The 14,429-nt window shown below is 57.8% G+C and carries 12 protein-coding genes; 7 read left to right on the plus strand and 5 right to left on the minus strand.

The annotated features are described in order from the left end of the window. Positions 1 to 76: 76 nt before the first annotated feature. Positions 77 to 1,006: a 23S rRNA (adenine(1618)-N(6))-methyltransferase RlmF gene (rlmF, locus tag DNI29_RS11400; RefSeq protein WP_110978222.1), complete on the plus strand. Its 930-nt coding sequence runs from the start codon at positions 77 to 79 to the stop codon at positions 1,004 to 1,006. Between the two features lie 36 nt (positions 1,007 to 1,042). Here the strand turns inward: rlmF and DNI29_RS11405 are convergent, their stop codons facing one another. The 3 genes from DNI29_RS11405 to DNI29_RS11415 all read right to left on the minus strand — a co-directional run bounded on the left by DNI29_RS11405 (position 1,043) and on the right by DNI29_RS11415 (position 4,526). Further along, complete coding sequence (locus DNI29_RS11405) at positions 1,043 to 1,606, minus strand: CPBP family intramembrane glutamic endopeptidase (protein ID WP_162303586.1); 564 nt, start codon at positions 1,604 to 1,606, stop codon at positions 1,043 to 1,045. Positions 1,607 to 1,967: 361 nt separating this feature from the next. Then, a complete protein-coding gene (gene murB / locus DNI29_RS11410) occupies positions 1,968 to 2,996 on the minus strand; it encodes a UDP-N-acetylmuramate dehydrogenase (protein WP_110978224.1) in 1,029 nt (342 codons plus the stop codon). A gap of 129 nt (positions 2,997 to 3,125) precedes the next feature. Next, positions 3,126 to 4,526, minus strand: a complete 1,401-nt coding sequence (locus DNI29_RS11415; RefSeq protein ID WP_202910430.1) for a sugar MFS transporter — start codon at positions 4,524 to 4,526, stop codon at positions 3,126 to 3,128. Between the two features lie 145 nt (positions 4,527 to 4,671). On the opposite strand from DNI29_RS11415, the gene DNI29_RS11420 reads away from it, so the two are divergent. Together DNI29_RS11420 and DNI29_RS11425 are read left to right on the plus strand one after the other, a co-directional pair. Further along, positions 4,672 to 5,865 (plus strand): THUMP domain-containing class I SAM-dependent RNA methyltransferase, encoded by a 1,194-nt coding sequence (locus DNI29_RS11420; protein ID WP_110978225.1) that lies wholly within the window; start codon positions 4,672 to 4,674, stop codon positions 5,863 to 5,865. Positions 5,866 to 5,982: 117 nt separating this feature from the next. Further along, positions 5,983 to 6,594 (plus strand): hypothetical protein, encoded by a 612-nt coding sequence (locus tag DNI29_RS11425; RefSeq protein WP_110978226.1) that lies wholly within the window; start codon positions 5,983 to 5,985, stop codon positions 6,592 to 6,594. A 44-nt stretch (positions 6,595 to 6,638) separates the two neighbouring features. Here DNI29_RS11425 and DNI29_RS11430 read toward each other — a convergent pair whose 3' ends face one another. Beyond that, positions 6,639 to 6,983 (minus strand): four-helix bundle copper-binding protein, encoded by a 345-nt coding sequence (locus tag DNI29_RS11430; RefSeq protein ID WP_110978227.1) that lies wholly within the window; start codon positions 6,981 to 6,983, stop codon positions 6,639 to 6,641. A gap of 158 nt (positions 6,984 to 7,141) precedes the next feature. Here DNI29_RS11430 and recQ point away from each other — a divergent pair, with 158 nt between their 5' ends. The 4 genes from recQ to DNI29_RS11450 all read left to right on the plus strand — a co-directional run bounded on the left by recQ (position 7,142) and on the right by DNI29_RS11450 (position 12,312). Further along, complete coding sequence (recQ, locus tag DNI29_RS11435) at positions 7,142 to 9,415, plus strand: DNA helicase RecQ (RefSeq protein WP_110978228.1); 2,274 nt, start codon at positions 7,142 to 7,144, stop codon at positions 9,413 to 9,415. A gap of 368 nt (positions 9,416 to 9,783) precedes the next feature. Next, positions 9,784 to 10,593 (plus strand): XRE family transcriptional regulator, encoded by an 810-nt coding sequence (locus DNI29_RS11440; protein WP_110978229.1) that lies wholly within the window; start codon positions 9,784 to 9,786, stop codon positions 10,591 to 10,593. 194 nt (positions 10,594 to 10,787) lie between these two features. After that, complete coding sequence (locus DNI29_RS11445) at positions 10,788 to 11,507, plus strand: pirin family protein (RefSeq protein WP_110978230.1); 720 nt, start codon at positions 10,788 to 10,790, stop codon at positions 11,505 to 11,507. Positions 11,508 to 11,592: 85 nt separating this feature from the next. After that, positions 11,593 to 12,312, plus strand: a complete 720-nt coding sequence (locus DNI29_RS11450; RefSeq protein ID WP_110978231.1) for a GAF domain-containing protein — start codon at positions 11,593 to 11,595, stop codon at positions 12,310 to 12,312. Between the two features lie 74 nt (positions 12,313 to 12,386). On the opposite strand, the gene DNI29_RS11455 is transcribed toward DNI29_RS11450, so the two are convergent. Further along, the gene (locus tag DNI29_RS11455; protein ID WP_110978232.1) at positions 12,387 to 14,240 is read right to left on the minus strand and encodes a M2 family metallopeptidase; all 1,854 of its coding nucleotides are present in this window, start codon (positions 14,238 to 14,240) and stop codon (positions 12,387 to 12,389) included. Positions 14,241 to 14,429 lie beyond the last annotated feature (189 nt).

Consider the following 14,429-nt stretch of genomic DNA (forward strand, 5'->3'; position numbering starts at 1 on the left):
TAGCCTCCAGCAGGCAAACTTAAATTCCTCCTTACGGTCGGAATGACCCATTTTTCAGCTTCTCATTTTCAACCATATGCACCCCCGCAATCCTCACGCCGCCCGCTACAACTTCCCGGAACTCGTGCAAACCAGCCCCGAGCTAGCTTCTTTCGTCATTCCTAACCCCACCGGCGACAGCAGCATTGATTTTGCCAATCCGGCCGCCGTGAAGGCCCTAAACCGCGCGCTGCTCAAGCAACACTACGGGGTAGCACATTGGGATGTGCCCGCCGGCTACCTCTGCCCGCCGATTCCGGGCCGGGCCGACTACCTGCACTATGCCGCCGACCTGCTGGCTGCCGACCACGCGGGCGTGATTCCGCGAGATAAATCGGTGCATGTGCTGGATGTGGGGGTAGGCGCGAACTGCGTGTATCCCATCATCGGGACGCAGGTGTACGGCTGGCGGTTTGTGGGCTCAGAAGTGGATGCGGTAGCTCTGCGCGCTGCCAAAAGCATGGTGGCCGTTAATCCCGTGTTAGCTGGTCGCATTGATTTGCGTTTGCAAGGCAATAAGGAGGACATCTTTGCAGGCATCGTGAAGCCCCGGGAAGAGTTCGACCTGGTTATCTGCAATCCGCCGTTTCACACCTCCGCCGCTGATGCTGCCGCCGGGAGCCGCCGCAAAGGCCGCAACTTGGGCTATGCCAAAACCAAAGCTGCCGAGCCTGTACTGAACTTCGGCGGGCAGAATACGGAACTCTGGTGCGAAGGCGGCGAGGAAGGTTTTTTGAAGCGCATGGTAACGCAGAGCGTACCGCTGGCGACTCAGGTACTCTGGTTTTCATCGCTCATCTCCAAAAAAGAAACGCTGCGGAGTGCCCACTATTTCCTGGGCCAGGTGGGTGCCACGGAGGTGAAAGTGCTGGATATGAGCCAGGGACAGAAAATCAGCCGGGTAGTGGCCTGGACATTTCAGGAGCCTAGCCAGCGCCAGGCCTGGGCTCAGCGTCGTTGGAAGTAGGGGTAGGCGGGAACGCCCTTCTGCACAGGAGCCCGGCTACACCCACGCGTGCCCAACTACCAAACAGCTATTAAGCAAACAATGGGCACCCACAGCCACCCAGCAAGAGTTAGTCCGCTCACGCACCCACAAAAGCAAACTGCCCATTGCAAAATGGTACACTACAGTGTGCAGAGGAAAATGAGTGGGTGATACCCATGCGCCAACATATTGCCACAGCTCCATGCCGTGGCCTAGCTCGAACAGCCGTACCGGAAATTTGAGGCCATGGCCCAGTATAAAGAGTGCTACCCCTACCACGCCACCCCAGCTTGTGTAGGTGCCGGGTAAAGGCACCACCTTCGGGAAGACACGGCTCAGAATGCCCAACAACACACCCCGGTAAAACAGCTCCTCCTCGAGCCCTGGCATAAGCACATAGTAGAGTTTCTCACCAGTAGTCAGCAAACGAAAGCCGTAGCGGGAGACAACAGCATCAATGAAAAGCCCAGCGGCCACCAGGAGTACAACCGGCACCACAACTCTGCCCGATTTGGGCAGCATTCGCTGTAGTCCAGCCTCAGTTGGCGTAGTCCAGTGCAAGCCGTAAATAAGGAGCATCGACAGCAGAATAGACAGGCCTTTGCCTAGCCATAGGGGTAGCAAAATCGCACAAGCACGCATTCCGCATGCCAAGGCCGCTGCTGCCAGCCAGCGTGGGGCAGTAGTGAGTTGGCGGGCACACAGCAGTAAACACAAGCAAACCCACAGGAAGCTCCAAAAAACAATAGTGGCAAGAAGCATAGTGGATATTGCCAGTAGATAGTATAAGTGGTTTACTTCCTCTGGACTCTGCAACGCGCTTTCCTATTCTTTCTTGTTTGAGGCTTCTGTTCCACAGAAAGAGCATGAGACTCACACTAAAAAGGCAGCTCTTGATCAGGAGCTGCCTTTTTAGTGTGATGTGAGTAAGTGGACTCAACTAGAAGATGTTGACCTCGGGGTGCAGTTCAATGCCGAACTTTTCGCGCACGGAGCCAATAATGTCGTGGGCCAGTTCCCGGATGTCTTGGCCTTGGGCACCGCCGTGGTTTACCAGCACCAGCGCCTGCTTGTCGTGCACGCCGTGGGCACCCCGGCGCTGGCCCTTCCAGCCGCATTGCTCAATCAGCCAAGCGGCCGGCACTTTCACGCCGCCCGGTACGGGGTAGCCTGGCAGCTCGGGGTAGTGGGCTTTCAGTTCATCGAATTTCAGCTGGGAGATTTCCGGGTTCTTGAAAAAGGAGCCGGCGTTACCGATTTGGGCGGGGTCGGGGAGCTTGCTGCGGCGGATGTGCATCACGGCTTCGCTCACCTCACGAGGGGTAGGCTCGCCGCCGATGCCCATGTCTTCGAGGGTGGTTTTGATGGCCCCGTAGCTGACGTTGGGCCGGGCCTGGCGGTGCAGGCGCAGCACCACACCCGTTACGATGTACTGGTTTTTCAGTGGGCCTTTGAACACGCTTTCCCGGTAACCGAAACCACACTCATTGGCCGAAAAGGTGCGCACCTGTCCGGTACTAATTTCCAAAGCTTCCAGCTGCTCAAACGTATCCTTCAACTCTGAGCCGTAGGCCCCGATGTTCTGGAGCGGCGCCGCGCCTACCGTGCCCGGAATCAGGGAGAGGTTCTCGATGCCGCTCAACTCCTGGTCCAGGGTGTACTGCACCAACCCGTGCCACGACTCGCCGGCCCCGGCCCGCACCAGGGCGGTTTCCTCATCCTGACTGATAATAGCAAGCCCCCGGATTTCATTTTTGAGCACGACGCCGTCGAAGTCGCGGGTGAAGAGCAAGTTGGAACCGCCACCCAGCACTAGCTTCTCCGTGGCCTGCACTTCGGGCAGCGCCAGCAGTGCCCGCAGTTCTTCCTCTGATGTAAACCGGGCGAAAAGCCGCGCTTTTACATCCAGACCGAACGTGTTGTAGGGGCGAAGAGAAACGTGGTGTTCAAGAACGGGAGCCGAAGCCATACGAAAAGCGCTGAAGGTGATTTCGGGGCAAAGGTAGCCGTTTGGCTATTGTGGGGATTACTGTGGGCTACAAAAGAAAGGTCCGCTACCTGATAGGGTAGTGGACCTTTTAAAGCATCAGTCAGGCAGCTAGCGCACCCGGTACCCGCGCGTGGCATAAAACAGCAGGTAGGCGTAGCACAGCGCCGGAATAATGAAAGCAACACGCAAGCCGCCGCCATTGGTAGCCAACCAGCCCATAAGAGGCGGAATAATGGCTCCGCCTACAATTGCCATAATCAGGTAAGAGGAGCCCTGTTTTGTGAATTTGCCCAGGCCTGTAATAGCCAGCGGAAATACCACGGGCCAAATAATAGAGTTGCAAAGGCCGCAGAGCACTACCAGCCACAGGGCGGTTTCGCCGTGGTTGAGCAAGGAAGCTACTACGAACAAAGTGCCCGCCGCGCAAACTCCCACCAGCAGCTTGCGCGCATCAAATCGGGTTAGGAGCGGAATCCCGATAATGCGACCTATCATCAGCCCAAACCAGTACGAGGACACCAATACCGCGCCCACAGCCTTGGTAAAGCCGCTGCTAGTGTCGATGGGGTCAGGGGTGTTGCCGAACAAGGCAGCGGCCCAGTTAGTGGCTACACTCAGGCCGCGCACCAACTCCTGGGTGAAGCCGCTGAGCTGGCTGATGTTCTGGCTTTCTCCGTAGCGTATCAGGAAGGAGCCCAGGCCCACTTCCACGCCTACGTAAGTGAAAATAGCCACCACGCCCAGCGCTAGGTGACGAAAATCGAGGGCTGAGCGGCGGCCGGTTTCAGCGGCAGCCTGGGCAGCTGCAGTTTCTTCATCGGCCGGAATACTTTCAACCTCTGGCAGCCGCACCAGGAAAAACAGGGCCGCTAACACCGCCAAAAAGATAGCTAGCCCAAGGTACAGAGGCTTGACGAGGGTAGCCTCCTGGGTGAGACGCTGCTCAAGGGGCAGTTGGGCCAGTTGGGCCTTGAGAACGGCCGAGCCGCCGAACAGAATAAGCCCTCCAATAAGGGGCGAAATAGTGCCGCCTAAGCCGTTGGCTACCCCCACAATGCTCACCCGGCTCGCTGCTGTGCGTGCTGGCCCTAACACCGACACGTAGGGATTGGCCGCCACCTGCAGCAGCGTGATACCAGCGCCCAGCAAGCTCAAAGCCAGCAGAAACAAGGCAAATGTGCGCGAGTTGGCTGCCGGCACAAACAACAAAGCCCCAACCCCCATAATCAGCAGGCCCAGCACGATACCACGCTGGAACCCCAACTTCTCGAGCAGCCGCCCAGCCGGTAGCGACATCAGGAAATATGCTCCAAAAAACGCCGACTGCACTGCCGACGACTGCAAGTCTGTGAGCTGACACACATCCTTAAGGTAGGGCATCAGCACGTCATTGAAGTTCGTGACGGCCCCGAACAGGAAGAACAAGGTAGTCATCAGCACCATGGGCCCTGCGTAGGAGCGGTTGGTGCTGGCCGTGGGGGTAGGAGAGGACGTGATGGGAGCGGCCATGCAGAGGCGGAGTGAATAGAGGGAAGATAGGCTTAAATATAGACGCTCCTCGGAATTTTAGCCGTGCTGTATTAAAGCAAATAGGCACGCACCAACCAATATTCCCGACCTTTGCTGCTTTCTTTCGCTTCTCACTACCCCCTTTATGGCCGCTAACCGCCGTTCCGCACCGTTTTACATGACCGCCACCACTCAGTTTGGGCTGGAAGAAGTATTGGCTGAAGAACTGCGCCAGTTGGGGGCCAAAATTGAAAAAGTTGGACAGCGGGCTGTGGAGTTCGTCGGCGATACGCAACTGCTCTATGAGGCCTGTCTGTGGTGCCGCACGGCCATGCGCATCCTGCGGCCCTTCGCTGGTTTTTACGCCCGCGACGAAAAGGCGCTATACCGCGAAGTAGGCCGCATCGACTGGCAGCGCTTCATTCACCCCGACCAAACGTTTGCCATTACGGCCGTTGTCAATAAATCCACGTTTGAGCATTCGCTGTTCGTGGCCCAGCTCACCAAGGACGCCATTGTGGACCAGTTCCGTAACCGCCTGGGCCGCCGCCCCAGCGTGGACGTGAAAAACCCCGAGATCCGGCTGCACCTGCACATGATTGAAAACGAGGTAACGCTCAGCCTCGATGCCTCGGGCGAATCGTTGCATAAGCGTGGCTACCGGCAGCAAACCAACGTGGCCCCGCTCAATGAGGCCTTGGCCGCCGGGCTGTTGCTGCTGGCTGGTTGGGATGGCAAGAAAACGCTCATCGACCCAATGTGTGGCTCCGGAACCCTGCTCACTGAGGCCGCCATGATTGCCCAGCGCATTGCCCCGGGCCTTTACCACCAGGGCAAGTTTGGCTTTGAAAACTGGGCTGATTTCGACGCGGCCCTTTGGGAATCGGTGCAGCTGGACGCCCGACAGGCCCGCTTGGAAGAGCCCCAGGCCTACCTCGCCGGCTCCGATTTGTCGCGCGAGTACATTGAACTGGCCCGCCAGAACGTAGCTGCCGCTGACTTGGAGGATTTTATCCGGCTGGGTGTACGCGACGTGAAAGAAGCCAAAGCCCCCGCCAAGGAGGAGCCCGGCATCGTCATCATGAACCCACCCTACGGGGAACGGATTGGGGAAGAGGCCGAAATGGACGCCCTCTACAAAACCATCGGCGATACGCTCAAAAGCGGCTTTCAGGGCTACGATGCCTACGTGTTTACTGGCAACCTGGAAGCTGCCAAGCGCATCGGCCTGAAAACCTCCCGCCGCATTCCGCTCTACAACGGCCCCATCGACTGCCGCCTGCTTAAGTACGAGCTCTACCAGGGCACCCGCAAGGTTTCGCGCCCCGAGCAGGGGTAGGGAAGCGGGCCCGCTTGCCATTTGTTGGGGGTAGGAGCATCAAGGCCCTAAGGAAAGCTACGGTCAGCGTCGGATTCCTATCTTTCGCCGGTGCTCGTACCAGGCGCCACTCTGCCAATGATGAACGTATTGTACATAGTAGGAGGGGTAGCCGTGGCGGTTATCGGCGGCATTTTCTTTGTGTTTACGCTGGGCCAGCGTTCAGCTTCCTACGAGTTGCGGCTTACCCTGCGCGACGCAGCCGGCCATGTTCTACCTCACCAACGGGTTCAGGTCTGGCACCGGGGTAGCACGCCGCTTGAATTCCAGACGGATGACGCCGGCCAGCTGCGACTAGCTCAGAGCCAATCTTTTGGAGCCAGCATCCTGGGGCCGCGCCGGCCCGGGGCATTTACCGTTGGACTGGCCTTCCCCGGTATATCCCCCTTATTCTATCAGTTCCCCGTAGAGCGGTCGGGCCCCGTAACGTATCAGGTATTCAATACTTACTACGACTACACATACACCACTTGGGTAGGCGATTTTGACGCCGTGCAGTGTGTGCGCCATCAGTTCAAAGAAAATACGGGGCAGCTGCGGGAAGCGGTGGCACCTACGGGTGGGCTGGTGCAGCGCTGGCAAGCCGCTGCCGAGCTGGCCCACGTAGGCAAGCAGCAAAACGTGCATGCCTACGTCCTTGGCCTGTCGTTGCAACTCAGTGGGGTAGAAGCGCCTGGGGCGGCGCGGTAACGCCCGAGAACAGCTCGTCGTGCTAGTGGCTGGAGTGCTTGCTCCTACCCCTGGTACTGGCGGCAAGCCTCGGCACAGGCCCGGCAGGCCGCCGCGCATTGCTGGCAGTGGTCATGCTCATGGTGGCCGCATTCTTCGGCGCACTTCTGACAGATTTCAATGCACTCTTTGAGGACGTGTCGGGCGTGGTCGGAGCCGCGGGCTATGAAGGCGGCCGTGAGGCGGCAGATATCGGCACAGTCCCGGTCGAGGCGAATGCAGGGAACCATCATCTGCACGTTTTCTTCGTGCAGGCAGGCATCGGCACATAGCTCGCAGGCTACAACGCAGCGGCTGAGGGCGTCGAGCACGGCTTGATTTTGGGAGAGGGAGGCAGCGGAGGTGGTCATAAGCGGTAAGCCTTTAAAAGTGAAGAATACTGCTTTGGTAAACGGAATACTTGGGGCTGGTGGTCGTTCAGGATTGTGCCCGACGAGTGCACCATTTCCGCCTCCGCCCGGTTATATTCACTCTTTCTCCCCGCCGCGTTTCGCCGTATCTTTACCCCATGTTATTTGCTGCTGAACAACTCGCTCCTACCCTCGATTCTGCCCGTCGCGTCCTGAAGAAATACTACGGCTACGACACCTTCCGGCCTATGCAGGAAGACATTATCGGCAATATTCTGGGTGGGCAGGATACCGTGGTGCTTATGCCTACGGGAGGCGGCAAAAGCATCTGCTTCCAGGTGCCGGCCGTGGTGCAGGAGGGCGTGTGCGTGGTAGTGTCGCCGCTGATTGCTCTGATGAAAGACCAGGTGGAAGCCCTGAAAGCCAACGGTATTTCGGCCGCTTACATCAACAGCAGCGTGGGCCAGAGCGAACAGAACAACATTGCCGCCGACTGCCTCAACGGCTACCTTAAACTACTTTATGTAAGCCCCGAGAAACTGCTCTCTGAAGGGTTCCTGACGTTTCTGCGGCGCATGCGCATCAGCATGTTCGCCATTGACGAGGCTCACTGCATCAGCTCCTGGGGGCACGACTTCCGGCCTGAGTATACCCAGCTGCGGGTGCTGCGCGAGCAGTTTCCGCAAGTGCCCATCATTGCCCTGACGGCCACCGCCGACCGCCTTACCCAGCGCGACATCCAGCAGCAGCTGCGCCTAAACGAGCCGCGGGTGTTTCTTTCCAGCTTCGACAGGCCCAACCTCAACCTGATTGTGCGGCCGGGGCAGGATAGGGTAGGCGGTATTTTGGAGTTTTTGGAGCGCCACCCCGGCGAGGCCGGCATTATCTACTGCCTTTCGCGCAAGCAGTGCGAAACCCTGGCCCAGAAAATTCAGGCCAAAGGCATTAAGGCGGGCTTCTACCACGCCGGCATGACGCCCAACCAGCGCGGCGCTGTGCAGGAAGCCTTCCTGAAAGATGATCTGCAGGTAATTGTGGCCACCATAGCCTTCGGCATGGGCATCGACAAGAGCAACGTGCGGTGGGTAATCCACTACAACTTGCCCAAGAACATTGAGGGGTACTACCAGGAAATTGGCCGCGCCGGCCGCGACGGTGCTCCGGCTACGGCCGTGCTGTTCTATTCCTTTGGGGACGTGATGAGCCTGCGCGATATGCTCACCAAGGAAAACCCCAACCTCACCCAGCTTAACCTCACCAAGCTGGAGCGCATGCAGCAATTCGCGGAAGCGGCCAGCTGCCGCCGCAAAATCCTGCTCAACTACTTCGGCGAAACCCTGGCCAAGGACTGCGGTAACTGCGACATCTGCCGGAATCCGCCTACCACCTTTGATGGCACCGAGCTGGCCCAGAAGGCCTTGTCGGCAGTGGTGCGGGGTAGGGAAAGGCTCAGCATCAACCTGCTGATTGACGTGCTGCGCGGTATGCGCAACCAGGCCGTGCTCAGCCAGGGCCTCGACCAGATCAAAACCTACGGAGCCGGCCGCGACCTGGCCTACCTCGACTGGTATAGTTACATCCATCAGATGCTGAATGATGGCTTGGTGTACATTGCCTATGAGGAAGGCTACGCGCTGAAGATTACGCCGTTGGGGCGGGAAGTGCTGCAGGGCCAGCGTGCCGTGCCCATGAAGAAATTCCAGGCCGCCGAGAAAGCTGAAAAAGCACCGAAAGGCCGGAAAGCGGCAGCTGCCAAAGCTGCCCCGGTTTCCCGTGAGGCCCAGCTGTTCGAGGCCCTGCGCACCCTGCGCAAGCGCATCGCCGACGAGCAGGGCGTACCGCCCTACGTTATCTTCACCGACAGCACCCTGCAGGAAATGGCCGAGGAGCGCCCGGTGAACCGTACGGCTATGCTCTCCATTTCGGGGGTAGGTATGAAGAAGTTCGAAACCTACGGCGAGGCCTTTATTAGGGAGGTGCTGGCACACGGCGGTAACCCCGCTGCCCAGGCCGAACTGAGTGATGACGAGCTACCCCTGAATCTTGACCCCGACGACTTCAGCGACGCCCGCGCTCCGCGTAAGCGGGAACCAAAAGCTGCTCGTGAGAACAGTGGCACGGAGGTCAACGGCACCATGGAAACCACCCACCAGCTCCACCGCATGGGCCTGAGTGTGGAGGCCATTGCCCAGCGCCGCGACCTAGCCATCTCCACCGTGCAAACGCACCTGACTACCTGCTATGGCAAGGGAATGGAGCTGCGCATGGAGGAATTTCTGAAGCCAGAAGAACTAGCCGAAATCCAGACGGCTCAGGCTCAGCTAGGGGGTAGCCCCATGCTCCGCGACCTGTTCGACCACCTGCGCGAGAAGTACGACTACTTCCGGCTCCGGCTGGGCCTGATGTACCTGAAGAAGCTGCGCGGGGAGTAGGCTGAGAGGCCTTGCCTGTCACGTTGAAACTAGCCACTATCTGATGCATACCAGCAGATAGTGGCTAATTTCTTTTGCGGCTAACGGCTGTCTAACTAAACTAGCTGCCAAACGAGTAACTGTTGGTAACAGGTGAAATATTGATTACTAATGCCCTACAACCATGCTATAGCTGGCATGCAGGGTAAATATGTTAAGCAGAAGGCTTGGTGGCGTCAAGCATAACGTTCTGCTCCGGCAAACACCTGCCAAATTTTTTTAGTAAAAATTTCAGCTAATTGAATTAGTATTCGCGTAGTACGGTTTGTACCTTCGTGAGCCGGTACTTGCTTTGCCGATGCAGCCATTACTCCCGGCTTCCCTGCGTTATGATTAACACCAACCTCAAATTCTGGCGGCGCGAACTGAGCCTCACGCAGGCGCAGATGGCCGAAAAATTAGGCATCAAACGCTCCTTGGTGGGCGCTTACGAAGAAGGCCGGGCTGAGCCTAAGCTGGCTACGCTGGTGAACATGGCCCGCCTGTTCGGTATTTCCCTGGATGCCCTGGTCACCACCGACTTTAGCAAAAAGAAGAACGCCAAGGCTGCGCTTCAGCTGCAGGCCCAGGCAGCCGCTACCCCCGATGCCGGTGCTAACCGTTCTAACGGTAACCTGCGCATTCTGGCCCTGACGGTTGATAAAGAGCAGAACGAAAACATTGAGCTGGTGCCCCAAAAGGCCGCCGCCGGCTACCTCAACGGCTACGCCGACCCGGAGTACCTCGAAGAGCTGCCTAAATTCCGCCTGCCCATGCTGGGCAACACCGGCACCTACCGCGCCTTCGAAATTGCCGGCGACTCCATGCTGCCTATTGCCAGCGGTACCGTCATCGTGGGTCGTTATGTTGACGACTGGATGAGCATTAAGGATGGTACACCCTGCATTGTGGTGAGCTCCAAGGAAGGCATTGTGTTCAAGCGCGTGTTCAACCGTCTCAAAGATGCCGCCATGTTGGCTCTGCACTCCGATAACCCGCTGTATCAGCCTTATCAGATTGATGTAGAGGATGTGGTGGAAATCTGGGAAGCCAAAGCCTATATCAGCAGCACCTTCCCCATTGCTGACCTTTCACTGAACCGTTTGGCCAGCATCGTGCTGGATCTGCAGCAGCAGGTAAGCACCATGAAAAAAGTATAACAAGCAACGTTGCTTGAGTTGAAACCGCCCGCCTGACCGAAGTGTCAGGCGGGCGGTTTGCGTTTGGAGCAACAGGAAATAGGGATTAAAGCCAGGGGCGGGGGTAGGGGGTATCTATTCGCTAGGAATTAGCGTTTAACTATCCGTACCTGCTCCGCGTAAGCGCAACGACCCCTCAACGAAGACTCCTCCCAATGATCAAAATTATTCCTGCTACCGACCGTCACCACGCCGCTCCCGTCAACTGGCTCAGCAGCTACTTCCTTTTCAGCTTCGCCGACTATTACGACTCGCAGAACCTGCAATTTGGTCCTCTGCGCGTGTTTAACGACGATACCATTCAGGGCAACGCGGGCTTTCCTCAGCATCCGCACTCCGAAATGGAGATTATCACCCTGGTGCTGGATGGGGAGTTGACCCACGCCGATACGATGGGCAACCGCGCTACCATTAAAAAAGGCGAGGTACAGCGCATGACGGCCGGTACGGGATTGGCCCACTCCGAGCAAAATGCTACCGATAAGCCCGCGCACATTTACCAGCTGTGGTTTCTGCCCAACCAAAAAGGGTTGTCGCCGAGCTATGAGCAGAAGGATATCGATTTCCTAGACAAGAAAAACGAGCTGGTGCCGCTGGTTTCAGGCCAGAAAGTGCTGGAAGATGTGGTGTACATGAACTCCAACACCACGGTGTATTGGTGCAACCTGGCCCAGGATAAAACGGTTACGTTCAAGACTTTCCCCATTCGTAACACCTTTATCTACGTGAAGGAGGGTAGCCTTTACATCAACGGCGTTGATATTGGCCCCAACGACCAGGTTCGCTCCGCCGACGAAAACGTGCTGGAAATCAGAGCCTCGCGCGATGCACAGTTTATTTTAATTGATTTACCAGGCAGCGAAGCGAACTATTAAGCTCGACAGTAGTTGCCTTTTAGCGGGCCGGCAGTTAGCTTGTAACTGCCGGCCCGCTATTTACTTCCTGCGCCCTAGCTGCTGTATGCCCAACATCTTCCCCGACCACCTGGTACCCTCCAACGAGGCGGCGCGCCTACGGACGCTGCATCTGTACCAGATTGTAAACACTACCCCGGAGCAAATCTTTGATGATTACGTGGCCTGGGCAGCTCAGCTGTTCAATACGCCCATTGCCCTAATTTCCTTTGTGGATGAGGACTACGTGCACTTCAAAGCCGTAACTGGGGCCGAGGGCGTACCCGGGCTGCCTCGTACGGAGAGTATGTGTTCGGCAGCCATCCTGCCTGATGTACCGGTAATAACCTCAGATTACTCTGCCGAAAGCTGTCGGCTCATCAGCCCCGGCGTGGCGCAGGCGCTTGGTCTGAGCTTTTACGCCGGCTCGGCCCTGCGTATGCCCGACGGGGCCCGCATTGGCATGATGGCCGTTATTGGCCGGGAGCACCGTACGCTTTCGGCCGCTGAGGAAGAGGTGCTGACCGGCCTGGCCCACCTGGTAAGCCAGACAGTGGAGCTGCGGTTTCAGTACCTGCACGCGCAGCTTTCGGCGGAATGGGAATCGGCCCAGCAGGAACTGTCGGAAACCCTCGACGACAACGCTACCCTCACCCGCTACCTCAGCACCCGCAACCACGGCATCAACCTAGATGATACGGAGGTGCAGGACCTCGTGCTGCGTCGGCTGGCAGGGGTAGGGAAGGTGCTGGAGCGGCGCCTGCAAGCAGCACCCTCCGCGGCGTAGTTCATCAGAAAAATTAAAAAGCCAGATTCCTACTTAGGAATCTGGCTTTTTAATTTTTCTGGAAGACGCTCAAACTACATGGTGTACTTGCGGCCTTTGTTTTGCTGCTTGAGGTAGGCCATCAGGGGTTGGAAGTATTCCACCATGGCGCGGGCCGAGAGGTCCTCGCCAGTCTTTTCCTTGAGCACGGCGCGCCAATCCTTGCTAGAGCCGGGGCGCATGATGTCAGCCAGGAAGGCGCCTACCTCCTTGCTGCCGTAGTAATTGGTAGCGTGTGGGTCCTGCTTCAGAATGTTCTTGGCAATGTGGTCGTGGAGCTGGAACAGGATGACGTAGCTCAGGGCATAATCGTAATACTGAGCCGGGTCGTCGTTGATGTGGGTTTTAGTGGCCGGGTCGAGGTACTGCTCACCGCGAGAGGTGGGGGGTACGATGCCCTGGTACTGCTTGGCCAGGGCCCACCAGCGGGCATTGAGCTGGTCGGCGGGTAGCTTATCGGCGTAGAAGCTGTTTTCCCACTCGCTCATCACCCCGGAAGCAAACGGAATGAACACAGCGTAATTCAGGGCTTCTTTGAGCAGCGTTTGGGTTTCGTCGGTTTTGGTCTTGGGGTCAATTAAGCCTAGGCCAGCCAGGAAAGGCTTTTGGGTGGCCGCCAGGCCCATGAGGGAGCCCATAGCCTCGTGGTAGCCGCGGTTAGCTCCCTGGCGGAGCAGCGGCGGCACCTCGGGGTTGGTATAGGTGAGGTAGTAGTAGATATGGCCCAGTTCGTGGTGGGTAGTTTCGTACCACTCGGTGTTGCCCTCCACGCTCATCAGGCTGCGCACGTCCTGGTTCAGGTCCATGTGCCAGGCCGAGGCGTGATTGTTCTTCTTATAGGTTGCGCCTTTGGGCAGGGGGTAGAGGCTGGACTTCTCCCAGAACACAGCCGGCAGAGCCTGAAAACCCAGACTTTGGTAGAACCGCTCAGCCTGTTTCACTTGCCATTCGGCGCCTTTCTTGGCCAGTACGGGGTCAAGGTTGAGGCCCTTTACTTCGACCATAGCGCTCCAGTCCTGGCCCCAGCGGTTGGGCAGCCAGGAGGCGGGTAGGTAGTCAGGTACCTGCTTGACGCCGTACTTTTTGGCCAACTCGTAGCGGGCGTAGGTGTGCAGCTCGCGGTAGAGGGGGCGCAGTTCCTCATTGATTTTGCGCACCAGCGTCATCATTTCCTCCCGGGTCATGCCATAATCAGAGGCCTGATAGGAGAAGTAATCGGGGTAACCCAGGGCCTGCACGGTCTGGTTGCGCAGGTCGCGCAGATTCAGCAGGCCCTCTTTTAGGGTGGGGCCAATGGCCTTGCTGGCCTCCCAGATCTGCTGACGCTTCAAGGGGTTATTTTCCTTGCGCAGTAGTTCATCCAGGTCGTTGGTAGTGACGGATTTGCCCTGGTATTTGTAGTCGAAGCCGTAAAGCTTTTCCGTTTGCTGGGTTTCGGCTTTGATGCGGCGCTTCACCACATCAGCAATGGTTTGGGGCGAGTTGGCCGCGTTGTAAAGGGCCGTTTGCAGCTGCTTCACCTGAATTTCGGTGAGGTCCTGCTTGTGCTCCAGTAGCTCCCGCAGGCGCTGAATGTTCTGGGCCGAGCCCGTAAAGGCCGCCATGCGCTCATTGGCCCGCGCGGTAGCGCCCGAGTTGGCTGTATCACCGGCTACAATGTGCGTGTTCGAGCGCCACTCCGCCTCCGATGATTGGGTGTAGAGGCGCTGGTATTCAGCTGAATATTCTTTCAGGAAGGCCTCCGCTTGCTGCTGCCAATTCGGGGCAACGGGCTGGGTAGCCGGTTCGGCAGCAGGAGCGGGGGTAGTGGAAGCCGTGGGGGTTTTGGCAGTAGGTGCGCAGGCCGTCAGTACGGCGGCGGTAAGGGTGGGAAGGATGTATTTTTTCATGAGCAAGGGGAAGGCTTTCGAGGAAATAGCGGGTAGGCGAAGGTACACAGCCTGCCGGTTTCAGCCGCAATTGCAGGCGGTGACACTTTTGTCGGGGCAAGGCGCAGCCAGCGCCAACTTTCCTTCGCGAAGAGCTACCCCGATAACCTAACCAGGCCTTGACGTCCGGGCGGACATCAAGGCCTGGTT

The sequence above is a fragment of the Hymenobacter sediminis genome (genome assembly GCF_003231285.1).
Classification (GTDB): Bacteria; Bacteroidota; Bacteroidia; order Cytophagales; family Hymenobacteraceae; genus Hymenobacter; species Hymenobacter sediminis.